Here is a 23,444-nt window from a genome sequence, read left to right on the forward strand (position 1 = left end):
CTCAATCCCCCTTTTATCAGTCCTTTTTCTGCAGCAGGAGCTGATAATGAATGTAATCGAAAAAATGCAGTGCATCTTCATCATGTTCGCTGGCGATTACCCGCACATTTGCTGTAACTTCTTCTGCAAGCTCCGGCTCCCCGATTCGTTCAAAATACGCTTGCAGAAAGTAATAGACAGCAAGTGATTCATACGGGACGGTTGCCTGGAGTGAATTCCGATCATACCGGCCGAATACTTTCCCTTCAGTGTTCCACTCCGTCAGCAGCCAGTCATCGAAGCGGTCGGAAGAAAGTCCTTTATCCGCCCGATTAATGGCAATCAGCAATTGGTCGATCATGTGCACTTCGTCGTTTTTTACATAATTGCCTTGCTGAAAATCATAATACTCCGGGAAAAATAGTTCTGTTTCGTCCACATTTTCAAGCAAATCCTGGCCGCCGACCGTTCCGGAAGGATCATCGATCAAATAGCTGAGCGTGATCCGCTGCGCCGGCTGACCGATTGACCAGTCGTAATAATCGACGGGATAGCTTTCCGTCTGCTGAAGGCGCAAAAGCGTAGAAGCGAGCCGGTCGGCCAGCTCCCGGTAAGCCGGTTCCCCGAACCGCTCCGCTCCTTCCCGCAATACGCGGATCAGCCGCATATCGTCTATGAGCGCATTGACATTTGAATTTTCATAGAGTACCCAACGGACGAACGTGCCTCCCTGTTCTTCTGTGATGAACGCTTCCTGAAGGCGCCTGAACTGTCCGGCAAATGCCTCAGCATCGCCAGCTTCCACCAAGTACTGCATATACAGTCCGATGCTCTCGGATAAATAGGCGGAGTCCTGTTTATCCGGGTAGGCATGGATAAACCCTTCCTCATTCATATACTTCGCTGCAACTTCCTGCTGCACAGCCGTCCCCTTCTCCGTATCCTGACTTTGCTGCGGATCATCACCGGCACAGCCGACCAGCGCAACCACGGCCAGCAATGCCTGTAGCCATTTATTCATTCCACCGTTCCTTTAAAGCGCTGGGTCTTGTCCCAGGCGATGGTTTTTTTACGCAGCCGATTCCACGTGTATATACTGATGCTGCGGAACAGCAGGAGCAGAAACAGCTGCGCATATGTGAAATACATGATGAGGGCAAGCAGAACATTTTTCGCCGATACATTCCGGTCCACGACAAGTGCACTCAGCAACTGGCCCACATACAGGATATAAGTCATAAACCATAGCATGGTCAACGGCGCATCCATTGCCGGCAATTGGGCTCCTGCGAGACTTGCAAGAAAAAACACGTCCGACACAAGCAGCGTGAGCACGAACATGAGGTAAGTGAGCACATGCTGCAGACTCAGGATAAACGTCCGGCCGGACCAGAGTGAACGGTCCCGGAATGATTTTTCCAGCAAATAGAGATTACCACTCAGCCAGCGGGTCCGCTGCCTGATGAACGCCCGCAGCGTCTCCGGTTCCTGCTCCCATGTACGGGAAACCGGCACGACAGGAAGTGTATAACCCAAGGCGGTCAGCCGGACCGTAAGCTCGGCATCTTCCGCAAGCGCATTCACATCATAGCCGCCGAGTTCCTGGATGATGAACCGCCGGAGCAGCATATTTGTTCCAGCGAGGGAACCGAGATTGAACAGCGACCAGCGCCCGCATTGCATCAGTAATTGAAACACTTGAAACTCCAGACCGATCATGGCTGTCAGCAGATTGGTGTCCGTATTCTTCGTCTTCACGTAACCGACAGCTCCCGCTGAATTCGGTGTTCTCTCCGCCGCTTCCACCAGTTTTTTAACCGCATCCTGTTCCGGTTCATTATCCGCGTCATAAACAACGAAATAATCCGACTCAGTCATCCCAAGCCCGTAGTTCAGGACACGGGACTTGCCGGATGGCTTCCCTGCCGGTACAGGAATGTAATGGATACGGGAAAACAGCTCTGCGAATTCCTTTGCGATTTCCGCTGTGCGGTCTGTCGAACCATCATCGAGCAGGTAAATATCCAACTGACCGCGATACCGAAGCCGGATCATCGCCCGCAATGTGTCTTCAAGCACAACGTCCTCATTATGGGCCGGAATCAGCACCGACACACTCGGGTAATGTTTTAAGCTTTTGGGCTGCCGGCTTTGCAGCCGGTTCATGATCCCTGCAACAGTCAGCAAAGAATAGAATACAAGCAGCAGCCAGAAAAAAAGGAGGATGGCAATCAGGATCACTGTCATACCGCTTCCTCCTTCACCCGCACAAGCTGACCGATATGGGAAATACGTTCCTTCCGGGCGCGGTAAGGCGTTTTGACCAAATTCAATTCCTGCTGCAGATTCGCCTGATAACGTGCCAGTACCCGGGCAACTCCTTCTTCAGACGTTCCCTTCAGCAATAAGTAAATTCTATCATGAACTGCTGTCGCCAGGTCGAACTTTTGGCGCATAGTCGTTAAAGTGGTCCATTCCATTACATCCCGGAGACTGGAATGCGTGCGCATGGCCCCAGGAATAATTTCGATTTCCACGAGCCATGTCTCCTCCTGATTCCGTTCAGCCGCTTTTAACACCCAGACAGCTTGTTCCATGAATTCATGTACCGTCAGTAATTCGGAATCGGGACCGTATTTCTGTAATTCCCTAACCCGACGGCGAAGCTCATCCGACTCATAGCCGATCTGTTTAATTTCATGCAGAAGGAGCCAGTAAAGGAGCATGAACGCAGTGAACAGCAGGTGGCTATAAATGTAAAGCATCTCCACTGACGAGCGCTCTTCAGCTGCAAAGGCATAAATGGTAAGAAAAGCGCCATAACTTAACACAGCACTCATGATGTAGGCAAATAGATACCGCCCGTGAATCGAAGTCATAATGAGTACCGATATACAGGCGACTATCGCGGTCTCCCGTGAAAACGGTAATCCAGCCATCCCGATTGCCCAGCCTGTGACAAGAATCAGTATTAACAATGTGCTCAGCCTTACATTCTTCCCCATTCCTTTCACCTCCATTTTTCTAAAAATTATAAAAATTAAACCATTTATCTTACATTACTACAACGACTCCTGATTCACCATAACTATATATTCATAAAAAATGAATAAAAAATTGTAATATCAATTGTCCTGCGTTTTAAGTAATAAAAAATTTCAAAAACTGTTCCATTATTGAAGATGTACAGGCATACTGAAAGAAAGAAACAATAACTCGCAGGAAAAATAGTTTTAAATTATTTTTTATTTCATTCAAATGGGAGGTGTAGGAATTTGGCTATCGGCATTTTACTGACTTTGCTTGCAGTCGGCATCGCATTGAAGTCGCCACAAGTGAAAGGGTATTTAGGAGAAATGGGCATCCGGTTTGCCTTGCGGGGGTTAGGAAAGGAAAACATTGAAATATTGAATGACATTACGCTGCAAAACGGGAACAAAACGGCGCAGATCGACCATATTGTCATCGGGCGAAATGGCATCTTCGTAATCGAGACGAAAAACTACCAAGGCTGGATTTTTGGTTCGGAGAAAAATGCCAAATGGACGCAGACCATCTATAAATCCAAGCGGCAATTCCAAAACCCGATCCACCAGAATTATGGCCATATCAAAACACTCGAACAGTATTTGCCGGATTACGTGCAACCGATCGTTTCCATCGTGGCGTTCACCAACAGCGGCACGTTGAAAAAAATCGATGTGACTTCCGATCACATTCACGTTGTCCAGACAGATGGCGTTGTCCCTGTCATCAAGTCGTATACAGAAGAGAGATTCAGCCAGCGGAAAGTGCATGAGATCGCCGATCAGATCCGCACCTTCAGTTTGCGCGGCAGAACTGTCAAACAACAGCATGTGGCGACCATTCAGGCGGATCAGCAGCAGAAAGCAAAAGATATGTCACAAGGCATCTGTCCAAAATGCGGTCAGCCGCTTGTCGCGCGGACCGGGAAACGCGGGTCGTTCACCGGCTGTTCGGCTTTTCCGAAATGCCGGTTCACCGCAGCTTAAAAGCCGATCCCCGATTTTCAGGGGAACGGCTTTTTGCCTGATGTATGCAGTGTCGCGTTTATTTAACGGGATTGCTGAATAGCCAGTTCTTCACAAAATCCGGATCCTCCAGCAGCGGCCGGCCGATGGCGATGCAGTCCGCCCGCCGTGACTTCACAACCTCTTCCGCCAGTTCTTGCGTGTGAATTAATCCCACCGCAATGACTGGTACCTCTGTATATCCCTTAATGGTCGCCGCATGCGGCACCTGGTATCCCGGGCCGACATCAGATGGTTTTACCGGCAACAGTCCGCCGGTCGATACATGGATAGCATCCACTCCGAATGGTTCAAGTGCATTCACCGCTCCCCCGATATCGTCAGGTGTTAAACCGCCATCGACATAATCAGTGGCCGAAAAGCGGATCTGTACAGGATACTCTTCCCCTACCTGCTTCCGCACAGCTTGGAGAACCTCTTTTAGAATCCGTAACCGGTTTTCGAAAGAGCCGCCATAGGCGTCCTCGCGCTTATTGGATAGCGGTGACAGGAATTGATGCAGCAAATACCCATGAGCCGCGTGCAATTCGATGCCATCGAATCCCGCTTCCACCGACCTCCCCGCTGCCTGCCGGAATTGCTCCACGACTTCCCGGATTTCTTCCTGTGTCATCTCGTTCGGCGTTCCATAATCCTCATTGTATGGCAATGCACTCGGCGCCAACATTTCCCCTTGGTTATCCGGGGAAGCTTTTCGGCCGCCATGGCATAACTGGATAAACACCGGCACGCCATGTTTATGGACCGCTTCCGTCACATTTTTCAATGGGCTGATGTGCCGGTCACTGAAAATCCCAATATCATTCTGAAACAGCCGGCCGCTTTCAGCTATACTTGTCGATTCAATTATCACAAGTCCCAAGCCGCCTGCTGCAAACCTGCTGTAATGGCCGGCATGGTAGTCCGTCGCATAGCCTTCAGCGCTTCCGCGATACTGCTGCATGGGTGCAGCAATCAGCCGATTTGCCAATTCAATACTTCCGATATTGATCGGATGATTCAACAAAGACATCGTGCTCCTCCTCTTCTGTCAAGACATTGATGCAACACCATCCTTTACCCGTTTTCCGACCGCATAGTCCAATCATAAAAAAGCCGCTCACCGGACCAGGCGGGCCAGTGAGCGACTTTTCTTGCACGGCCGCTTATTTAAATTCGATCGGATGAATTGTCTCAAGTTCCACGATATTATCTTTCGGCTTTTCCTTATTCACTGTGCGCACATTCATATCCGCACGTCCGGTTTTGTTATCGAAGGTTTCAAACGTTACATGCACCGGCTCTTCCGATTGCAGGTTATCCAAAAACAACTCATAGCGCGGCACGTTGTGCATCACCAATTCGTACTGAACATTGCCATCCAATTCCTTTTCCAGGAATGATCCGGATGCAAATTCAATTTCTTCTCCACTCTTCGTCATTTGCAGTCTTCTCAATTCATATGCAGCCATTGCATAAACTCCTTTCATTTTTCGTCCTATATACTGTTTTGACGTATAAGAGCGAATTCAAACACTTATTTCACCGTAAATGGCACCGCGACGGAAGTTTCGTAGAAAGGTGCTTCGGACGCCGAAAATGTCTTCACAAGCCGATACTCACCCGGCAAGAGAGTCTCGCCCAGCTTCTTGATCGAGAAAGTCTGCTGGATTTCAGCTCCTGCCGGCAACTCCTTACCGTAGTCCTTGAAATCGGCATCCTTATAAAAGACAGCATCCGAATGATCCATTGCGAACCATTGACCATCCTTATTCACTTCGATTGAAAAATACTCGCCGAATTCCATGGCTTGTCCGCTCTCATTCATCATAGTCGTTGTAATTTCAACCGGGGGATCTGTAAATGAATCTTCTGCAAGCGCAATGGATATCCCTTCTCTTTCCATTGGCATCACCTGTTCAGGCACCGGATCAGCGAATGTAGGTACTGTTTCTTCATTTCCGCAGGCAGCAAGGAATACCAGACTTAAAGCCAGGATTCTTTTCATCACGATCGCCTCCTGACTGAAGCCTAGCAGAGGCCATCTTCCGGAACCTTGATGGGCGTCAAGCATGGGATTACTTCCCTCAGTTTCGAGCCGATCAAATTACTTCATCCATCCCATATCTAATAACCAATACCCATTTTTCGTATCTTCCTCATTCACCGGAAAAATCTCAACCCAGTTTTTCCATCTCCCTTTCAGCGCCTGCCGCTTTTATCCACCGGCTTTTTGATGAGTTCGCCCAGATTGTCGTTCGGCAAAGAAAAAATGGTCTCAACCAGTGCATAATTCCCGGCAAGCCGGCCGAGCGGAGCCAGTTTCTCCAAGTTAATCCGTCCGTTTTCGTATAACTCGTCATCCACATGGAACCGTACCAATTGGCCGATGACAAGGTGGTCATCTCCAAGCTGAAGGATTGTGTGGAGTTTGCATTCCATGCTGACGGGCGCTTCCGCAACGCGTGGAGCCCTTACGACTTCACTTGCTGCGGATGGCAAATCGGCGTAGTCGAATTCATCCACGTCAGGCGGCAGCGTCTCGGCGCTTTTTGCCATTTCATTTCCCATCGACGACGTCAGAATATTAATGACGAATTCCTTCTGATCGCGGATATTGTGCAGCGTATCCTTCACTGTTCCTTTCCGTTCCCCTGTCCCTTCACCAACCGAGAAAGCGAGCATCGGCGGATTCCGGGATACCACATTAAAAAAACTGTACGGTGCCAGATTCGGAATTCCCTCCTGCGAAATCGTCGATACCCAGGCAATCGGCCGCGGCACCACACTGCCGACCAATAATTTATACATATCCTTTACGGAAAGTTCATTTGGATCAATGATCATCGTCATCCCTCTTTCAGATCTTGGATTCATTTTATTCCATAGGACAGAAAAACCGCCGCCCTTTTCCGGATGGCGACGGTTTCTGTTACTCAGCAGCTTTCAGTTTCATGAGCGGCCAGTACAGCAGCCAATAGGTGAATTGCGCTTCTTCCTCAACGAGCGAGATCCGGCGCGGGAACATCCCCGGATCTGTGATTGATCGGATACGCTCTTTCACACCTTCGTCGGCATCCAGTGCCAACAGTGCATCAACTGCCGCATCGTAAGAAGCACCCGCTTCGAGTGATTCCCGCAGCTGACTCAGATACAGCCGGGCATTTTCCGCTACACTGTCGAGCACATCGAGCAATTGGCCCGCTTCTGCAAGTTTCCCTTCTGTGAGCAGCGAGCTTGCCAAAAGCCAGCCGGTTCCCTGGTGATCCTGGGAGTTGCGCTCCAGCAGATGAGCAAGCTCCTGCAATGCCCGTTCGGTATCCCCTTGAGTGATTTTCCAGGCTCCAAACGCGAATAAAGCCCGCAGTGCCGGCCGGTTTGGCACGTACAGCCATGAATCATCAAAGTCGGACTCATAGCGGCGAAGTCCGGTATTGACAGCTTTCAGAAAATAGGTTTCCTTCTGAAGGATATCTTCTTCCTGTTCCGCCAGCAGCAAATTCACATCCGGAAGATCCGGTGCAAGTTCAGCTGCCTGCCGGGCGAGCTGCAGCCGTTCTGCATCACTGCCGGAATCATATGCATCATAGCAAAACTGCTGCGCCCGCTCTTCATCGGTCGCCGGTTCGAATGGTTGGTTCTGCTCTTCCTGCAGCATCCGGTCCAGCTCATCGGCAGAAGCACCTTCATGCCGGGAAACCCGCGTGAACATTTCCCACAGCTCCCGTTCAGTCGGCTGTGGGTCGGTTCCGATTTCTTCCGCTGTCCCGAATTGCTCCGAGACAACCTGACTCACACGCTCGGCGATGAAGTCGGCAACCATGTCGCGGTATTTGGCCAGCGTGCCGCCAGTCACATCGAAGTATTCACCAATTTCTTTCTGCGTCACATCCCGGTCGCCGAACACCGCATTTTCTGTTGCACCTGCAATCAGCCCTGCTGCCACTGCTTCGGCTTTTCGGGCATTGACCGGTTCCTTCAGCAGAAACAGCTGGGCAATCCGCATCATCGTATCCCGTTCCAGTCCATGTTCTGTTAAGTAGCGGTCAACCGCCGCCAGTACATCCTGTTCAAATGCGGAAAACTCCAGTTCCCCTTCAAACTCGCCGAATAATTTGTACAGCGAAAGCACATCACCGTCGAAGGACTGCAGTCGCTCTTTAATAGCTTCCATCAGTTTTTTCTGATTCGGCGGTATGAACATCAGTCCGGCTGTTCCTTGAAGGCTGCGCTCACCGCCTCGCGGATCCGGCATAACAGTGCCGAATAGCCAGCCGCCGTTCCCCGATAGGCATTCGCTGCGATTGTGTACAGCTGCTTGCTCACTTCATCCTGAAGGGTCAGCGTAAAGCCGTCGTTCGCCGTCACTTTGCCGAGTGCGATGAACGGCTGCTGCCAGGCAGTCAGCACGTCCCGTACCTGCGGGCGTTGCGCTGTGTTCACCTGACGGATCAGAAACCGCCGCCACAACTCTTGGCGCTCGATATACATGTATGTTTCAAACGCTAGTGTTTCAATAAGTTGTTCATCGAATAGGCCCGTCAGCTCTTTCGACCATTTCGTAATGCGTTCCGATATTTCATTATGCTCACGGTGGCCGAGCCCTTCATTTACGGCCCCTTCCATTACACTTTGCAGTTCTTCATCGATTAACTCATGAATCTCTTTTGGCCGTCCGCAGCATTTCTTATGTTTCTTACCGCTGCCGCACGGGCAAGGCTCATTGCGTCCAGTCATTCCATTCACCTCTTCTAAAAATATCTCGAAATAAGTCTATCATACTTCCCGATGTTTCCTGGTCCACTGAAAGTTTACCCTACTTTTACAGTCTTTAAAATTAATTTCAGTAAACCTGGAAATGGGATTTATAGTCCGTAGCACTTCCCTTCGCCTATTATCTATAATGATTGAGGCTGCGGAACCTGCAGGCTGCAGCCGCCATGTCATTTGCACAGGAGCTGATCAATATGATGGATTTGGAACTAGCCGCTCAGTCGCAAAAAGAGGAAGTTGAGAGAAGAGCTGAAGGAGCTTGGCGTCATCAGGACAAGATGGACAAGCGATTCCTGGAAAAAGTGATGAGACGCCTGCGGACGAAGCGCCGGAAGCGTCTTCTCAATCCGATCTACAAAACACCACTGCTCTTATAGATTTTTATTCAGCCGGACCATCCTCCCGATGGTCCGGCTGCAACTTGTTCTGTATAGCCAGAACGGCCAGCGCATTTTATAATAAATAATAAACGGTTGAAGCGAGGGGCTGCGATGGATGTTTTAAAAGACTTTGGCGTGCGGATGAAAGAACTGCGTCTGAAAGCCGGCATCACTCAGGAATCACTGGCCATCCGAGCTGAACTGGACCGCTCCTATGTCGGTGCTGTCGAGCGCGGTGAAAAGAACTTATCTCTTCTCAATATCGAGAAAATCGCCAATGCATTGGATGTTGATCTGTCTTATCTGTTTGAAGACGAACGATTCGCTCCGCGTTCCACTTCCTTAAAACGGGATCTTAAAAAACCGTTAGAGACCAGGTTCGTTTACGATATTGACTTCGATAATCAAGTTATGGCCTGGAAAGTCACCGGTCCGCTGAACGAGCACGACGTACATAAAATCGCGCAGAACATCAAAAGCCTGGTCCTGCTCCTCAAAAAAGGTGAAGTGAAACTGCTCATCGATAACCAGCCGATGATCATCGACGGCCTTCCTTTCGTCTTCTCCCCTGAAGTGTATGACGTCTGGGAAGAACTTCAGACCTGGCTGCTGCCGTACTTGAACCGGGTGGTCGTCCTCTGCAATTCCCGGTTCATGAAAAACCAGCTGGACCGGCTGGCAAAACGGAGCGGGATTGCCTGTATCTCCAAACACATTTTCAGCCCCGACCTGGAGGGCAACAGCCGAGAAGCGCTGGCCTTCCTTGATATTGAATCTAATCCGATCCTAACAAGTGAACCGAAAGAAGCCGGCTCCGTGTGAGCCGGCTTCTTTCGTTGTGACGTTAGTATGCTTCATGAAACAGCGGGGCTGTTTCTTTGCGAGTTCCACAAGTTGGGGCTTGAGTTCCACCAGTTGTGGCTTGAGTTCCACTAGTTTGTGCTTGAGTTCCATCAGTTAGGGGCTGCTATCTCTAACGCCAAATTAAAAACCCCTCCATAACAACAGGAGAGGTTCACCGCATTCACTTTAATTGTTTTTCGCACATGACCATCCACTCATCAATGACTAATTTTTGGATTGCATCTCCTTGCCCCGTGATGGCGAAATAATCCATGGCAACCGGGTCCGCTCCCAATAAATGCTCGGTGACGCGCCCGATCTGGTCGTCGTTTTCTGCAGTGCGCGCTACCCATACCGGGTAATCGAAGGTTTTCTTGCGATCCAATGCTTTTGTGATCATGAGCCCGTTCGCCGTAAACAATTCCGTCCACTCGTCCTTTGACAGGCAACGCACGTGGCTGTCATCACGCAATTTTTCGGTTTGATTCATGAAAGCGCCAAGTGCCGGATCATTCGGTGCCACGTTATCAATCATCAGGAATTTTCCGCCTGGTTTCAACACCCGTGCAGTTTCCGCAATGAAACGGTCCGGATTCGGGAAATGATGCGGTGCAATCCGGCACGTCACGATATCGAATGTATCCTGCAGAAAAGGCAGCGATTCCGCATCGGCGATAACAAACATGACATTATCAAACGAAGACCGCAAGTACTTGGCGGTATTGTCCAGCATCTTTTCGGTCAGATCGGTCGCAAGAACAAGAGCGGTATGCGGTGCGAGCGCTTTTGCGACATGGCCGCCACCAGTCGCGACGTCAAGCGCAACAGCAGTTTTTGCAGGTTGCAGCCACTCGGCCAGCAACGGTAAATCTGTTCCTTTTGCATGACTATCACTTGTCACGTACTTATCCGCGTTTCTGCCAAATACATGCTTCACTTTTTCTTTTGCCGTTTTTTCCATGTTCATCCCCCCGATTTCCCGTGAATTATTCACCGTACTCGGCAATCGCCGCTGCGATAGCATCTTCAGTGGTTTTTTCATCTTCCAGCAGGTTATTGACCAAAACCGAAAAGATGAGACGTTCGCCGCTTTTTGCCGTCACATAGCCGGATAGCGTAGAGACAGATGTCAACGTGCCTGTTTTCGCCTGAACATTCCCGTTAGCTGCTCCATCCGTCAAGCGGTCCCGGAGCGTGCCACCGACGAAACGCTCTTCCGCGCCTGCAATCGGAAGCGACGCAAGGAACGCTTCATACCAAGGCTTCGCCTGCACCGCAAACAGTAATTGTGAGATTTCATTTGCCGGAATCATATTGGCATGCGACATGCCGGAGCCATCGCGCAGCTGAATCGTCGCCGTGTTGACGCCCAGAGTTGCCGCGACTTCTTCGATGACGCGCAGACCCGCATCCCAGCTGCCTTCCCCGTGCACCTTCCTCCCCATTTCTTTTGTCAGAATTTCGGCATGGCCGTTATTGCTCAGTTTCATGAACGGAATCAGAAGTTCCCGAAGCGGCATCGATTGCCGGTCCGTCAGCAATGCGGTGTCTGCAGGCACTTTGCCCATCCGCAAGCCATTTATTTCGATTCCTTCAGCCGCCAGTGCCTGATAAAAAAGACGCAATGCATATCCTGCCGGTTCCCAGACGGAAATCCATTCCCGTGCTTTTTCGGTGCCAGAAGGTATGCTTCCTGTCACTGTAATTTCATTGGTCCCATGCACCCGAAGAATTTCAATCGAATTCGGTTCATCTGCGCCCGCTGTTATCGCCCGGTTCGTGACCGATACATAATCTGTCGATGGCGATAACATCACTTGCGCCGCGGCCCCTTCCTCTTTACCAGGATGCACTTCCACAAGCACAGAACCGGCATCGTAGTCGCTATTCGGTGAAGCGGTCAGCGCAGATATTTGTGAACCGTAATAGTAAGTTTCATCCGTCCAAGTGATGCCGGAAGATAACCGGACCGCATCAAACCACGTATCATCCCCGATGAGATCTCCGTTCACACGCCGGATACCCTGCTTCTTCAGCTCTATAGCAAACGTGCGGAAATCTCCTTCCACCAGTGTCGGATCTCCTTTGCCGATCAAATACAAACTCCCGTTCAGCACTCCTTCCTCCAAAGTTCCGTCGGTATGTATTTCCGTTGTAAAGCGGTAGTTCTCTCCCAGGATTTCAAGTGCAGCAGCGCCCGAAAACAATTTCATATTCGATGCAGGCCGCAGCCGCATCTCCCCGTAGTGATCATAAATTTTCTCACCCGTATCCGCTTTCCGGATGCTGACACCCGCTAACGCACCCATCAGCCGATTATCGGCAATAATCCGGTTCAGCTTCCCTGCAAGCCCGCTGTAACGCCCTTCTTTCTCTGTGAACAACTCGTCAGCCCCTTTGCGTTTCCTGAAAAAATCATACCATATCAGCAGAACCAATATTCTGATTTTTCTTTCCCTTTTTCTGAAAAACTGTTTTCTCCATAAGCAAAAAAGCCAGCCCGCATGGGAACTGGCTAACTTTATGCTGTCTGAGAGTTATTTTTCTTCTGCGCATTGTCGCTGTACTTCTTGGCTTGGCCTCGGCTTACGGAACAGGGTTCTCCAAAAATAGAGGCCAATCCCCGCTGCGGCTCCAGCACTGTCAATGAGTACATCCGTCACGGCAGGACCTCGCCCCGGCACGAAAGATTGGTGATATTCATCCGATATGGCATACAGAACCGCGATGATAAATGCGCTGAAAATGCTACGGATACCATGGATTCCGCTTTGTCTGAGTGCGTAAAGCGCCAGTACCGCCAATATCAAATACGCTATGAAATGTGCGCACTTCCGGATAAATGTGTGAAACTGTTCTGGATCAATCTCCAGGAACGGCAAGACACTTTCAATTGTGTTCATTACCATTCCGGTGATTCCGGAACTGAGCCCGCCGGATGCCGAGCCCTGCTGGCCTGACAGGAAGAAAATCAGCGCCATCCACAGGAGAACAGGGACCCAGGAAAAAATGTATGTCTTATTCATCTGTTCAATTCCTTTTCTCTACCTAATCAATGTCCTGCAAATCGGCCGGTCAGCTCTGCAATCATCGTCTTGCCTGAATACACCAGCGGAAGCTTCAGCATGACGAACTCGTTCAGCCGCCGATTAATATCAGAGAGACTGACCGATTCCCCGCTGTCCAGAATCGCTTCGATATAAAATGCACTTTCATTCAATTGGCCGAGGATGGACCGCTCACTCGTTTTTGTAAAGCGCACGCCATCCATTCGGGAAAGGTACGCCTTGATCAGTTCCTCATCCGTACCGTCCGCCGCCAGATTCGCCGCCAGTTCCTGTCGCATGATTTTCTCAAACTTAGCCATTTCCTTCTTCGTCACTGGACCTATGAGAAAATTATACCGGGTTTTGTTGTTCATCAGAAGAATGAACTTCCGCCGCTGCAGCATCAGCAGGTTAGCATGCCAGGCATAGAGCGCATCCTGTTCGTCTCCGGGCTTCGGTTCCGGCTTGACCTTCATGCTATCAAGCATTTTTTTCGTGCACTGGATAGTCATCATGTATATTCTGTCCTTTCATACAACCGGTCATACAGATCATACTTCAGAAATATAAACCTCTTTATAATACGCTCCTGTTCTGCTGTTCACCGGTGCGTAAAATTCCATCGACATTAAAACTTATTCAATGATGCTTCATTATATCATTGGGAATCTATATTTTTACATTTATAAAATGAAAAAGCCACGACGGAAAATAACTCACCATCGCGGCTCAATCACTCAGTGGTTCAGTTCATTACGATCATTACTCACTAATCCTTTTCATTTTTTTCCGCTCTTTCCATTCGGCTGATCACCTGCTGCACTTCTTCCATGAATACCGGAATCTTCTGTGAGACATGCGCTTCCAGCACCCACAGAACCTGCAGTGCGCTGTACACTTTCTGTTCCTCCACAGGCACATCGTCTTCAGTGCTTTCAGATGTCAGCATCCGTTCAGCCAGATCGTCCTGGAAAATCGGGTAATAATCGAGCACAGATGCATAGAACTTATCAAGCTGCAGATTTTCAAAGCGCATCAAGTACGTGCAAACGTTGAATTCTTCCGCAAACTCGGCTTGGAATCGTTCCAGCAGCCGGATGTCGGTCTGTTCAAGTGTCGTATAGACAAGATCATGGAATGCCAGGAATTCTCTCACATACACATAGATAAACTGCGGGTTTGCCGCTTTCTCCGGCGGTAGCCCGAACAGGTTATTATCATGGTAATGATTGTGGAGCTGGCGGTACAGATTCTTCAGCTTCAGCCTCTTCAGTAAAGCCTGTTCCGCTTCCCATTCCTGTTTTTCTTTTTCCGCTGCTGCTTCCCGTTCCCGCTGTTCTGCGGTTTGGACTTCTTCCAATTCCAACAGGGCTTGCTCAAGTTCAAGTCTTTCCCTAGCGTCTGTCTCTGCTTGCTTGAGCTGCGCTTCTTCCCGCTCATGCTGCTTCTCTTGCCAGCTGTGAATTGCTTGAATCAGGGCTTCTTCCCGTTCGCGCCGCATTTTTTCCCAGGTGCGCTGCTCATGAGCAAACGCTTCTTCCCGCTCACGCTGTTCGTCAGCCCATACCGATGCCTGTTCCCATTTTTCCTTGGCCAGCCTTTCTGCCTGTTCCCGGTTTGTTGTTTCGTTCACCCGGATTTCCGCGATCAAAGCAGCTTGCCAGTCACTTTGTTCTTCAGCAATCAATTTTGCTTGTTCTCTTCGTTTTTCTTCCAATTCACGCATTTCTTCAATCAGCAAATTTTCCCGCTGATGCCGCATCTTTTCCCATTCCCGCTGTTCCCGGATAAACGCTTCTTCCCGTTCACGCTGTTCGGCAGCCAGCGTTTTTTCACGTTCCCATTTCTTGTCGGCCATTGTTTCTTCCCGGATACGCCGCTTTTCCTCTTGCTCACGTATCTCATGAATCAATGCTTCTTCCCGTTCACGCTGCTCTTTGGCCAGCAGGCGCTCTTGCGCACGCTTTTCTTCGGCCAGCTTTTCCTCCTGCTTCCGGGCTGTATCGGCTAATGCAATTTCCTGTTCGCGCCGTTCAGCAGCCAGCTCTTCTTCCCGTTCATGCTTTGCTTCCCGCTCGCTCACTTGAGAGCGCCGCTGTTTCCGGAATGCGGTCAGCATTATAAGTACGACACCGGCAATGCTCACAACAAAAAACGCGGCCAGCACAATAGCCAGCACCACGAGCACCGTCAGCCCGCTGAAACCGTTCCATAAAATCACCACCGGCGCCACAATCCCGATCAGGAGTGCAGCAATAACGATGGCGATCAATCCCTTTATCGCTGTATCGAATTCCGTTTCCACAGGCGGCCCCTCCCTTTCGTCTCCCGAGGTGAGCCACACAATAATCCCGGTGACCACCAGCAGCAGAAAGATAAAAAGCAATAACATAACAAGTTGTGTCAGTATCATAGGCAGACTTCCTTCCGTCTTCCCTCATTACTCCTTAAATAGCCTCCAAAAACTTTCTTAAACCCATCCAAAATCGGACGACAAGTGCTTAAAGTGCGTTCAGCGATTTTTAAAGTGTATTCATTGGCCCATAAAGTACGTTCACCCAAACTTAAAGTTCACTCAATCAGTCTTATAATGCATTCAGCACATTTTAAAATGCACTCATCTCTTCTTAATCGCCACTGGACACCACCCAACATAAATTCCTCTCATAAAACACAAAAAACCACCCCCGTATCACCTCAGGGATGGCTCGCATCTCAACAATTTATTTCACTTCCAGCGTTACGGTTCCGATTCCTTCATAATCCACTTCATATGTCCCGCGCTCCAGCGGCTTTGGCAGGATGAATGTGCCGGATGATACGGACATTCCTTTCCGGAGCACCATGCCATGCATGGAAAGTTCATTCACCAGCCATTTTATAGCGTTCACCGGATGCCCCAGCACTTCCGAAGAATCGCCGGCTGCGATTTCTTTCCCGTTTAGCGTCAGCACGCCGCGCACCCCATCCAATGCTTCATATGACAGATCCCCGCGCGGTGTGCCCGTCATAATTTTCCCCGCCACCGCACTGTCGGCAATGACTTGACCGAGCGACACATTCGGGAACCAGTCCGTGAAGCGGGAATCGGGAACTTCAATCCCCGGTGCGATGAGTGTTTTCCGCAAAATGTCCTGCTCGTTATCATGAATCGTTAAATCCTCCTGCACAATAAAGATCAATTCCATTTCAATCAGCGGGGAGAACATCGAATCCAGTTCGATTGTCCCGTCACTGATCGCGGATGATGTCAGCGCGCCGTACAGCGGTGTATCGGAGGCGAATAAAGCTTGAGTCTCGTCGCTCGTCAGGCTGATTTTATAACCGATCAATTCTTCGTTCAGCCGCGTGAACTTATGGGATGTCACTTCGTGCTGCACTTTATAAGCATGGTCTTTCTGCAGTGATGCCGGAATGACGCTCTTATCCAATGGCACTTTGCTGCTGTAGGCCTCGAACAGAAGCTCGCCCAGTTCCTGCACACTCGGGGTTTTCTGTGTCATACTTCCACTCCTTGTTTTTCGTCTTTCGGATTATTTTACGCTACTCCGGCTGCAATCACCAGAGCAATCCGATTATTCACTCAGCGCCTGAATCTGATTGACGATCCGGCCGACTTCGCTTAGCGTACGGAAGATTTCCGTGTTTTCAATCACTTCAGGAGCCAGCGTACCATCTTCGATATTCGTCAAATACAAATCGATCCCTTCCAGAGCCCGCTCATTCAAATTGATGGCCTGCTCATGCAGCTGGCCGCCGACCGCCGGCTCTTCAAGCGCATTGAATTCCTCGATGTTCTGCCGCATGTCTTCAAGCTGCACCTTGAGATCGGCGGCCGCCTGCGGATCTGTCACCGCCCGTTCAGCAAGCGCCGGCACCTCATTGGCAAAATCCTGCGCTTCATTTGCATATTCCGTCGCTTCGCTTACATACGTCACTGTCGAACTGACATCTTCGAGCAAAGAACAGCCGCTCAGTCCGATGGCTGCCGTCAGAAATGCAGCTGCCATTGTTTTTTTCATGAAAAACCCTCCTGTATTTTGTTTATATTCTCTACTACGGATGACGAACCTGAAAGATTCATCATGAAAAAACATCCCTTCCGGCTGAAGAGATGCCTTTCCGCTCATCATTCACTTGTCCCGAGTAATCGCCGAGATGTAATAGTAACCGTACTCATCCATCACAACAGTGTATGTCTTTACCCGCTCTTCCGCTGACCATTCGCCGGCTGAATTCTTAAAATCGAATGTTTCGTGCGTATGCACGAGTGCATGGTCCTTAAAAATCTCCACATCCGTAACTTCCAGACTTGTGAATTCGAACTCCATGCCCTGCCCGGCAATCGAGTCAATATACTCCCGGATGCCATGGTAAATGTCACTGTCATAGACGAGCAGATCTGCGACATAGATAAAATCCTCATATTGAAGCGCCATTTCATAAAAGTCCCGGTAACTGCCGATGAACGCACCAAGCGACGTCTCATCATACTCATACGCTGTCGTCTCATCGTAATTATACTCATAAGCTCCATCTTCATAGTTTCCGTAGCCTTCAGAAGAGCCGAACACAGACACAACTGCATCTTCCGACATCGGGTTATCTGCCCAACCCGTCAGCGTGCTGTGCATGGAGTACATCGGAATCGAAAAGCCGATTTCTGGCCCTTCCATGATCAGCAGCGAATTGATGCCGATAACTTTTCCCGTTTTGGCATCAATCAGCGGTCCGCCGCTTGAGCCGGGTGCCACTTGTGCATCAATCTGGTACACGTCCTCGTAGATGAATCCGACTTCAAAATCCCGTTCCGTGCCGGTCAGGTAACCGATGGAAGCGGTATTCTCAAATCCGGAAGGACTGCCGAGCGCAATCACTTCCGTACCGACCGGCGTTGCCGCCAATTCGGTTTCCAGCGGCTCCATGCCGGCAAATGCATCCACCAGGATGAGCGCAATGTCCGATTCATCTGAAATACCGACCACGCGTCCCGACTTTTCCTGCCCGTTCACAGTCCGGACCATAACGTCTGTAACCCCTGCAACCACATGCGCATTCGTGACGACCATTCCTGTATCGGTGAATAAAAAACCCGAGCCCATGCCGGTTTCCGTCAGGATGGTATACACTTTTTGCTGCGCCTCTTTAATAATGGCGGTTTTCGCTTTATGATTCGTTTCCGTTTTTTTCTCTTCATTAGCCGGCAGTACAGGTTCTTCCGCTTCTTCCCTTTCTTCCGGGACTGCCACGGACACCGGTTCCGGTACCGTACCGGCCGGCTCTGCCGTATCCGTTCCGAGCCAGATAGCTGCCGTCCGGCGCACTTCATCCTGGAATAAAAGCGCCGTTCCCGCTGCGATAAAGAATATGGCCAGGAGAAGAACCAATAGACTTCTGCCGACTCCTTTGCTCAATCGGCCTGGTCGGGATTGGTCCGCCAAGGGCAGTCCGCAATTTGCGCAGAAATTCGCATTCCCATCATTTTTCTCACCGCATTTTATACAGAACATGCTGGCTCCTCCTAACCGGTCCTAATACAGCAACGGAGAATTTTTGTATTTATTTGATTCGGCAAAGCACCAAAAAACCCCTGCACCCGGATAAAGAAATCCGGACTTCTTTACGCTTCTTCCTCAAGCGCCTGGATTTCATCCAGGATATCCACTACTGCGCTCAGCGTCTGAAAAATCGTTGTTTCTTCTGCTGCTGCCGCATCCAGTGTATCTTCTTCAATGCTTGCCTGGAATGTTTCAATCCCTTCCAGCGCCTCTTCATTCAAAGCGACCACATCAGCGTGAAGGTCCGCCCCGACTTCCGGTTCCTGAATCGCATTGAACTCTATAATATTGCGCCGCATGCTTTCCAGATATGTCTCCAGTTCGGCTGCCGCATCTTCATCCGTCACAGCTTCATTAAGCAAAGGAGGAACTTCTTCCACGAAATCATTCGCGGCTTCTTCAAATTCCAATGACTCATTTTCATAGGTGACTGTTGTTTCAACGCTCTCTTCTTCGCCGCCGCATCCTGTAAGTGAACTTGCTGTCAGGATGAATAGCGCTGCCGTTATTTTTTTCATCATATCTCCTCCCAATATATGTTCATATACTCACTTTTATTAATCTTTACCTATCCTTTACCCCAGTTGGCAGCAATCTATGACTGCTTTAGGAAAATTGCAACAAGCCTCTTACAAAGAATGGATTGCTTTAAATCTGGTATCTGATTGTAAGCAAGCTTTAATATTTGTAATTGAACAGTAGGATTGCATTGGGAACAAACGGGGGATTTATACTTGTAAGAGGCGCCGATAGCTTAGCAGTTCGCTTCACACATTGAAAAGGGAACGGTGAGATCATGAAAATTGAGAGAAGGCACCTGACAGAAGTGCAGTACGCACGGGCATTTGCTATTTTCGCTGTATTAGCCGTTCATTCATCGAGTACCGGGGTCACATTGGTATCTCACAGCTCATTCACATTTCTGTTCTATAACTTTTTCAACATCGCAGGCAAATTAGGAACACCTACTTTTATTTTTTTAAGCAGTTTCGTTCTTTTCTACACATATTATTACAGGGAATTCTCATTTCACTTACTTAAGCAATTCTACAAAAAACGCCTATTGTACATCTTAGTTCCTTATCTCTTTTTCTCAATTGTTTATTTTTCAGTGGTTCAGTTGATATATGGGGAAGAAACCTCCTGGGCGCTTTTGATCCGTGATTTCTTTATTAAACTTGCGACTGGAGACGCTTACGCACATTTGTATTTTGTTTTTGTCAGTGTCCAATTTTATTTAATGTTTCCAGTACTGCTGTTGCTGTTTAAAAAATCGGCCTTTATCAGGAGATACGCGTTACCCATCGGGATTGCACTTCAATGGAGTTGGGTATGGCTGAATGCCGAATTTTTCCAAAGCCCGATGAAAGGGTCTATCGCATTCTCATACTTCATGTTTTATTTCTTTGGTGCATTTCTGGGCGTCAATTACGAGAAAATCGCCGTTTATCTGTTTGATTGGAAGAGATACACATTGGCAATCGCCGCAATATTTATCGGCTATGGATTCATGATGAATCTGTATGTCGGTGTGTATTACTTGACGCGGACCGGACAGCTTTCTCCCTCTAATGAACTGGTGGAATTTGCTTGGAGCATGCACGCCCTCTTCGCTAGTAGTTCCATTTTTATCGTTGTCCATTTCTTTAAGTTTTGGAAAAACGAATGGGTTAAAAATATGCTTTATGAAATTGGTGCTGTATCGTTCGGCATTTACTTGATTCACCCGCTTTTTTTGCTGTTTCTCCGAGCAGCATTGCCAAGCGGAACACCGATCGTTTTTCATTCCTGGCAGTTGTTCACGTTAATCGTCATCTTCATAGGCAGTTGGCTCATCGTCCGATTGACATTCAATTATCTGCCATACAGCTGGATCATCTTTGGGAAAGATGGCACTCCGGCTTACCCTCCGGCAAAAACCGCAAGAAAAGCGAACGCATGAAAACAAAGACACCTTAAAAAGAAAGAGCATCGGCTTTTAGCCGATGCTCTCTTTGTGTTTCTTTGTCAGGTGCCACGAGTACTTTTTGTCGGCTACGTTTCCGATCACTGCAAACACCAAAACACCGATAACCACAATAGCAGATTCTGTCGAATCAAAATTTCTGTAAGACGTCAGCGTGTTATCCAGCCACCGATAGCCGACCACCGACCAATAGGCTATGAGGAATCCGCTGGCAGCGCCGGCAACAGTTCCCCCTAAACTAAACCATTTCGTATCGCGCTTTATGAAAAACAGCCCCGCCAGCAAACAGACAATAGAAATCACATGGAAATATGTATAAGGCCATTTGAGATTATTAAAAAATGGATATGTCCAGGCGTCAATAACTTTGACAAGCCGGATGAGCTAGAATGCGAAACCTGCTCCGAGCAACAGTCCAAGCAGATTCAGCCGCTTGTAAAAAATCAAGAAAATGATAAATAATACCGGCATCACCGACAAGCCGATTATAATTGCTGAGATTAGAGAAGAAAAAGCCGGGCCGAGCGAGCCGGCTTCCACTGGAGGCAGCTGGGCAATTTCTTGTTGATAAAAGACGCTAACTCCAAAATATGCTAAAAGTATACTGATCCCCGTCATAAAGGTGGCCATCGCTGAAATTACGATTCTTACAAACCAATCCATTGTCATCCCCCTTTTTCTTTAATGGTCATAAGCAACCACTTTCCATTATTATACATACAGTATAAGTCCTGTGCATCAAGGGCAAAAAAATCGCAGGACACTGAGGCTTCCTGCGTCGCTTTTACTTATACGCCAGATGTTCATGTTCCCAAAACGCCTCTTCGAATTTCTCACTAAAATAAAATAATCAAGTCTATCAATTCCGTGCAAGTTACAATTATGATTCTTTTTCAGGATCTTTCATTGCTAACCCCGTGAACGGCAGGAAGACAATTCCCATTGCAATAAACGCGTTCCGATAAATCTCGCTGGCTGTTGATTTATGTAGAGAATCCATAATACGCAAAGGTGAGTGAAGCAATCAGCCCTGACAAAACCAGTAGCAATAACAGGAGGTTCACGCCCCTCCTTCGCTTTGTCCTCTGATTGTCACCTCGCCGGAGCACACAGAATGAAGTGGCAAATCTAACTCCAAATTATACCGTTTTTTCTGATAGCCATCGTATAGTTACACATCGTAAACTGTATTTTTTCTTGCAAAAAACCCTAAAATAGGGGAGGATAAAGAAAGCATTCAGTATGAATTGGCAGGAAGGGATAGTATCTGTGCGAATGAATCTAAAATCCTTGGAGCAAACTACTATGGTCGCGAAATTTTTAAACTCTGAAGTGTTCCGTTTCCTCGTGGTTGGCGTCGCCAACACACTTAACTATTATGTACTGTACCTGCTGTTCAATTATGTGTTCCATATCAATTATTTAACAGCCCATATTACAGCATTCATCATCAGCATGATCGGTTCCTTTTACTTGAACTCCTATTACACGTATCGGTCACGGCCATCATTAAGTAAATTCTTGAAGTTTCCGCTGACTTATGTCGTCAATATTGCGATTTCGACCGTAAGCATCTATATTCTCGTGGATCTGCTTGAGATTAATGAAACGGTATCGCCACTCATTGCGACGTTAATCGCAATCCCATTCACATTCGTCATTTCGAAGAAAATTTTAAAAACCTAGTAAAAGAAGACCTTGCCAAGAAATCAGGAGATTTCACTTGGCCAGGTCTTTTTCATATACAGAGTGTAATTTTTCTTCAGGTGGCGTTGTTTGTGAATAATACTCGTCGATAAGGTAAACCGGCCGATTTTTCGTTTCCAAGAAAATCTTGCCTAAATACTCGCCAATAATACCGAGCGACAGAAGCTGCATGCCGCCAAGAAACAAAATCACAACCATTAACGATGGGTAACCCGGCACCGGATCTCCGAAAAATAGTGTACGCAGGACGATGAACACCATATACACGAATGCGAAAACCGAAACAATGAGTCCGAAGAATGACGACAGCCGAAGCGGTTCTACGGTAGATGAAGTCAAGCCATCAATCGCAAGATTAAAAAGCTTTGGATAGTTCCATTTTGTCGTCCCGGCTGCCCGTGCTTCCCGGTCAAACAGGATCTCTTTCTTGTGATAACCAATCCAACTGAACATCCCTTTAGTATACCGTTGGGATTCCCGCATCTGTTTTAGCGCATCGATACACCGTCGGTCAAGCAGTCTGAAATCTCCGGTGTCGGGCTGAATTGGCACATTCGATACTTTATCCAAAATTCTATAATAAGAATTCGATGACCATTTCTTGAACCAACTCTCGCCTGCGCGGCTCCTTCTCTTAGCGAATACGTCATCATAGCCTTGCTCCCAATAACCGATCATTTCAGGGATCAGTTCAGGCGGGTCCTGCAAATCCGCATCGATAATGATGACTGCATCCCCTTGGACATGATCAATTCCTGCAAGCATAGCTACTTCTTTCCCAAAGTTCCTGGATAAATTAACATAAGAAATTTCCGGATAATCCAGCCGCAGCAGCTTCAGCTTCTCGAGAGTCCGGTCCCGGCTGCCATCATTGACGAACAGAAATTCAAATCGATAATCAGCCAGCGCCGATGTGACACCTTTCAAACGCTTCAAGAGCACCTCAAGCACTTCTTCTTCATTGTATGCCGGGATAAGTATCGTAATCAATTTCTTCAATTTAACTTCACCTTTCATTTCCTTCAACTGGTTCGTCCCTGATTATATCACGAACGCAGCCCTCGATATCGATCAATTACAATGTATCAGACCAAGGGTGTCCTTTTCAAACGAATATCTGCTATGATATAATTTCGAATGATTTTTAACAATACTTTACA

At 48.4% G+C, this 23,444-nt stretch carries 25 protein-coding genes; 5 read left to right on the forward strand and 20 right to left on the reverse strand.

Translation table 11 applies throughout. The features are described 5' to 3' along the window. Positions 1-16: 16 nt before the first annotated feature. From B0X71_RS13555 to B0X71_RS13565, 3 genes are read right to left on the reverse strand one after another with little or no spacing between them, the layout of a single operon-like run. Positions 17-1,000, reverse strand: coding sequence for a hypothetical protein (locus B0X71_RS13555; RefSeq protein WP_077589923.1), 984 nt, complete (start codon positions 998-1,000; stop codon positions 17-19). Continuing rightward, positions 997-2,226 carry a glycosyltransferase family 2 protein gene (locus tag B0X71_RS13560; RefSeq protein ID WP_077589924.1) on the reverse strand — a complete coding sequence of 410 codons (1,230 nt, stop codon included), beginning with the start codon at positions 2,224-2,226 and terminating at the stop codon, positions 997-999. Before B0X71_RS13560 ends, B0X71_RS13555 begins: the two co-directional genes overlap by 4 nt. Continuing rightward, positions 2,223-2,984, reverse strand: a complete 762-nt coding sequence (locus B0X71_RS13565) for a hypothetical protein (RefSeq protein ID WP_077589925.1) — start codon at positions 2,982-2,984, stop codon at positions 2,223-2,225. Before B0X71_RS13565 ends, B0X71_RS13560 begins: the two co-directional genes overlap by 4 nt. A gap of 270 nt (positions 2,985-3,254) precedes the next feature. On the opposite strand from B0X71_RS13565, the gene B0X71_RS13570 reads away from it, so the two are divergent. Continuing rightward, on the forward strand, positions 3,255-3,992 hold the full coding sequence (locus B0X71_RS13570) for an NERD domain-containing protein (RefSeq protein ID WP_077589926.1): 738 nt from the start codon (positions 3,255-3,257) through the stop codon (positions 3,990-3,992). 58 nt (positions 3,993-4,050) lie between these two features. Here the strand turns inward: B0X71_RS13570 and B0X71_RS13575 are convergent, their stop codons facing one another. The 6 genes from B0X71_RS13575 to B0X71_RS13600 form a co-directional block, all read right to left on the reverse strand. Next, positions 4,051-5,043, reverse strand: coding sequence for an oxidoreductase (locus B0X71_RS13575; RefSeq protein WP_077589927.1), 993 nt, complete (start codon positions 5,041-5,043; stop codon positions 4,051-4,053). A 133-nt stretch (positions 5,044-5,176) separates the two neighbouring features. Continuing rightward, positions 5,177-5,482, reverse strand: coding sequence for a hypothetical protein (locus B0X71_RS13580; RefSeq protein ID WP_077589928.1), 306 nt, complete (start codon positions 5,480-5,482; stop codon positions 5,177-5,179). Between the two features lie 65 nt (positions 5,483-5,547). Next, positions 5,548-6,018: an immunoglobulin-like domain-containing protein gene (locus B0X71_RS13585; RefSeq protein WP_077589929.1), complete on the reverse strand. Its 471-nt coding sequence runs from the start codon at positions 6,016-6,018 to the stop codon at positions 5,548-5,550. Between the two features lie 194 nt (positions 6,019-6,212). After that, on the reverse strand, positions 6,213-6,857 hold the full coding sequence (locus B0X71_RS13590) for a flavin reductase family protein (RefSeq protein WP_077589930.1): 645 nt from the start codon (positions 6,855-6,857) through the stop codon (positions 6,213-6,215). Between the two features lie 85 nt (positions 6,858-6,942). Continuing rightward, entirely contained in the window at positions 6,943-8,214 is a 1,272-nt protein-coding gene (locus B0X71_RS13595) for a hypothetical protein (RefSeq protein WP_077589931.1), read from the reverse strand. Continuing rightward, positions 8,214-8,747, reverse strand: coding sequence for an SEC-C metal-binding domain-containing protein (locus B0X71_RS13600; protein ID WP_077589932.1), 534 nt, complete (start codon positions 8,745-8,747; stop codon positions 8,214-8,216). Before B0X71_RS13600 ends, B0X71_RS13595 begins: the two co-directional genes overlap by 1 nt. Before the next feature lie 203 nt (positions 8,748-8,950). On the opposite strand from B0X71_RS13600, the gene B0X71_RS13605 reads away from it, so the two are divergent. Beyond that, positions 8,951-9,160, forward strand: coding sequence for a hypothetical protein (locus B0X71_RS13605; RefSeq protein ID WP_156889876.1), 210 nt, complete (start codon positions 8,951-8,953; stop codon positions 9,158-9,160). 114 nt (positions 9,161-9,274) lie between these two features. Further along, a complete protein-coding gene (locus B0X71_RS13610; protein WP_077589934.1) occupies positions 9,275-9,985 on the forward strand; it encodes a helix-turn-helix domain-containing protein in 711 nt (236 codons plus the stop codon). Positions 9,986-10,187: 202 nt separating this feature from the next. Here B0X71_RS13610 and B0X71_RS13615 read toward each other — a convergent pair whose 3' ends face one another. The 9 genes from B0X71_RS13615 to B0X71_RS13655 all read right to left on the reverse strand — a co-directional run bounded on the left by B0X71_RS13615 (position 10,188) and on the right by B0X71_RS13655 (position 19,129). Beyond that, positions 10,188-10,973 (reverse strand): class I SAM-dependent methyltransferase, encoded by a 786-nt coding sequence (locus tag B0X71_RS13615; protein ID WP_198038604.1) that lies wholly within the window; start codon positions 10,971-10,973, stop codon positions 10,188-10,190. Positions 10,974-10,992: 19 nt separating this feature from the next. Continuing rightward, the gene (dacB, locus tag B0X71_RS13620; protein WP_408634149.1) at positions 10,993-12,435 is read right to left on the reverse strand and encodes a D-alanyl-D-alanine carboxypeptidase/D-alanyl-D-alanine endopeptidase; all 1,443 of its coding nucleotides are present in this window, start codon (positions 12,433-12,435) and stop codon (positions 10,993-10,995) included. A gap of 108 nt (positions 12,436-12,543) precedes the next feature. Next, positions 12,544-13,032 (reverse strand): VanZ family protein, encoded by a 489-nt coding sequence (locus B0X71_RS13625; protein WP_077589937.1) that lies wholly within the window; start codon positions 13,030-13,032, stop codon positions 12,544-12,546. Positions 13,033-13,058: 26 nt separating this feature from the next. Beyond that, entirely contained in the window at positions 13,059-13,568 is a 510-nt protein-coding gene (locus tag B0X71_RS13630; protein ID WP_077589938.1) for a DUF6933 domain-containing protein, read from the reverse strand. A gap of 254 nt (positions 13,569-13,822) precedes the next feature. Continuing rightward, positions 13,823-15,466, reverse strand: a complete 1,644-nt coding sequence (locus B0X71_RS13635) for a hypothetical protein (RefSeq protein ID WP_077589939.1) — start codon at positions 15,464-15,466, stop codon at positions 13,823-13,825. Between the two features lie 310 nt (positions 15,467-15,776). Continuing rightward, entirely contained in the window at positions 15,777-16,556 is a 780-nt protein-coding gene (locus B0X71_RS13640) for a 2-keto-4-pentenoate hydratase (protein WP_077589940.1), read from the reverse strand. A 72-nt stretch (positions 16,557-16,628) separates the two neighbouring features. Then, entirely contained in the window at positions 16,629-17,075 is a 447-nt protein-coding gene (locus tag B0X71_RS13645) for a DUF6376 family protein (RefSeq protein ID WP_077589941.1), read from the reverse strand. 111 nt (positions 17,076-17,186) lie between these two features. Next, complete coding sequence (locus tag B0X71_RS13650) at positions 17,187-18,563, reverse strand: trypsin-like peptidase domain-containing protein (protein ID WP_077589942.1); 1,377 nt, start codon at positions 18,561-18,563, stop codon at positions 17,187-17,189. A 110-nt stretch (positions 18,564-18,673) separates the two neighbouring features. Then, positions 18,674-19,129, reverse strand: coding sequence for a DUF6376 family protein (locus B0X71_RS13655; RefSeq protein WP_077589943.1), 456 nt, complete (start codon positions 19,127-19,129; stop codon positions 18,674-18,676). A 278-nt stretch (positions 19,130-19,407) separates the two neighbouring features. On the opposite strand from B0X71_RS13655, the gene B0X71_RS13660 reads away from it, so the two are divergent. Continuing rightward, complete coding sequence (locus B0X71_RS13660) at positions 19,408-20,553, forward strand: acyltransferase (RefSeq protein WP_077589944.1); 1,146 nt, start codon at positions 19,408-19,410, stop codon at positions 20,551-20,553. Between the two features lie 408 nt (positions 20,554-20,961). On the opposite strand, the gene B0X71_RS13670 is transcribed toward B0X71_RS13660, so the two are convergent. Next, positions 20,962-21,240 carry a hypothetical protein gene (locus B0X71_RS13670; RefSeq protein ID WP_077589946.1) on the reverse strand — a complete coding sequence of 93 codons (279 nt, stop codon included), beginning with the start codon at positions 21,238-21,240 and terminating at the stop codon, positions 20,962-20,964. A 642-nt stretch (positions 21,241-21,882) separates the two neighbouring features. On the opposite strand from B0X71_RS13670, the gene B0X71_RS13675 reads away from it, so the two are divergent. After that, positions 21,883-22,263 (forward strand): GtrA family protein, encoded by a 381-nt coding sequence (locus B0X71_RS13675; protein ID WP_077589947.1) that lies wholly within the window; start codon positions 21,883-21,885, stop codon positions 22,261-22,263. A 33-nt stretch (positions 22,264-22,296) separates the two neighbouring features. Here B0X71_RS13675 and B0X71_RS13680 read toward each other — a convergent pair whose 3' ends face one another. Next, a complete protein-coding gene (locus B0X71_RS13680; RefSeq protein WP_198038605.1) occupies positions 22,297-23,283 on the reverse strand; it encodes a glycosyltransferase family 2 protein in 987 nt (328 codons plus the stop codon). Positions 23,284-23,444 lie beyond the last annotated feature (161 nt).

It is taken from the genome of Planococcus lenghuensis, from assembly GCF_001999905.1.
In the GTDB taxonomy this organism is placed as follows: domain Bacteria; phylum Bacillota; class Bacilli; order Bacillales_A; family Planococcaceae; genus Indiicoccus; species Indiicoccus lenghuensis.

What these genes read in the sequence shown, in the direction of transcription:
- B0X71_RS13555 (WP_077589923.1), bottom strand. Translation starts at nt 1,000, where the DNA reads ATGAATAAATGGCTACAGGCATTGCTGGCCGTGGTTGCGCTGGTCGGC.
- B0X71_RS13560 (WP_077589924.1), bottom strand. Translation starts at nt 2,226, where the DNA reads ATGACAGTGATCCTGATTGCCATCCTCCTTTTTTTCTGGCTGCTGCTT.
- B0X71_RS13565 (WP_077589925.1), bottom strand. Translation starts at nt 2,984, where the DNA reads ATGGGGAAGAATGTAAGGCTGAGCACATTGTTAATACTGATTCTTGTC.
- B0X71_RS13575 (WP_077589927.1), bottom strand. Translation starts at nt 5,043, where the DNA reads ATGTCTTTGTTGAATCATCCGATCAATATCGGAAGTATTGAATTGGCA.
- B0X71_RS13580 (WP_077589928.1), bottom strand. Translation starts at nt 5,482, where the DNA reads ATGGCTGCATATGAATTGAGAAGACTGCAAATGACGAAGAGTGGAGAA.
- B0X71_RS13585 (WP_077589929.1), bottom strand. Translation starts at nt 6,018, where the DNA reads ATGAAAAGAATCCTGGCTTTAAGTCTGGTATTCCTTGCTGCCTGCGGA.
- B0X71_RS13590 (WP_077589930.1), bottom strand. Translation starts at nt 6,857, where the DNA reads ATGATCATTGATCCAAATGAACTTTCCGTAAAGGATATGTATAAATTA.
- B0X71_RS13595 (WP_077589931.1), bottom strand. Translation starts at nt 8,214, where the DNA reads ATGTTCATACCGCCGAATCAGAAAAAACTGATGGAAGCTATTAAAGAG.
- B0X71_RS13600 (WP_077589932.1), bottom strand. Translation starts at nt 8,747, where the DNA reads ATGACTGGACGCAATGAGCCTTGCCCGTGCGGCAGCGGTAAGAAACAT.
- B0X71_RS13605 (WP_156889876.1), top strand. Translation starts at nt 8,951, where the DNA reads ATGTCATTTGCACAGGAGCTGATCAATATGATGGATTTGGAACTAGCC.
- B0X71_RS13610 (WP_077589934.1), top strand. Translation starts at nt 9,275, where the DNA reads ATGGATGTTTTAAAAGACTTTGGCGTGCGGATGAAAGAACTGCGTCTG.
- B0X71_RS13615 (WP_198038604.1), bottom strand. Translation starts at nt 10,973, where the DNA reads ATGAACATGGAAAAAACGGCAAAAGAAAAAGTGAAGCATGTATTTGGC.
- B0X71_RS13625 (WP_077589937.1), bottom strand. Translation starts at nt 13,032, where the DNA reads ATGAATAAGACATACATTTTTTCCTGGGTCCCTGTTCTCCTGTGGATG.
- B0X71_RS13630 (WP_077589938.1), bottom strand. Translation starts at nt 13,568, where the DNA reads ATGATGACTATCCAGTGCACGAAAAAAATGCTTGATAGCATGAAGGTC.
- B0X71_RS13635 (WP_077589939.1), bottom strand. Translation starts at nt 15,466, where the DNA reads ATGATACTGACACAACTTGTTATGTTATTGCTTTTTATCTTTCTGCTG.
- B0X71_RS13640 (WP_077589940.1), bottom strand. Translation starts at nt 16,556, where the DNA reads ATGACACAGAAAACCCCGAGTGTGCAGGAACTGGGCGAGCTTCTGTTC.
- B0X71_RS13645 (WP_077589941.1), bottom strand. Translation starts at nt 17,075, where the DNA reads ATGAAAAAAACAATGGCAGCTGCATTTCTGACGGCAGCCATCGGACTG.
- B0X71_RS13650 (WP_077589942.1), bottom strand. Translation starts at nt 18,563, where the DNA reads ATGTTCTGTATAAAATGCGGTGAGAAAAATGATGGGAATGCGAATTTC.
- B0X71_RS13655 (WP_077589943.1), bottom strand. Translation starts at nt 19,129, where the DNA reads ATGAAAAAAATAACGGCAGCGCTATTCATCCTGACAGCAAGTTCACTT.
- B0X71_RS13660 (WP_077589944.1), top strand. Translation starts at nt 19,408, where the DNA reads ATGAAAATTGAGAGAAGGCACCTGACAGAAGTGCAGTACGCACGGGCA.
- B0X71_RS13670 (WP_077589946.1), bottom strand. Translation starts at nt 21,240, where the DNA reads ATGGATTGGTTTGTAAGAATCGTAATTTCAGCGATGGCCACCTTTATG.
- B0X71_RS13675 (WP_077589947.1), top strand. Translation starts at nt 21,883, where the DNA reads ATGGTCGCGAAATTTTTAAACTCTGAAGTGTTCCGTTTCCTCGTGGTT.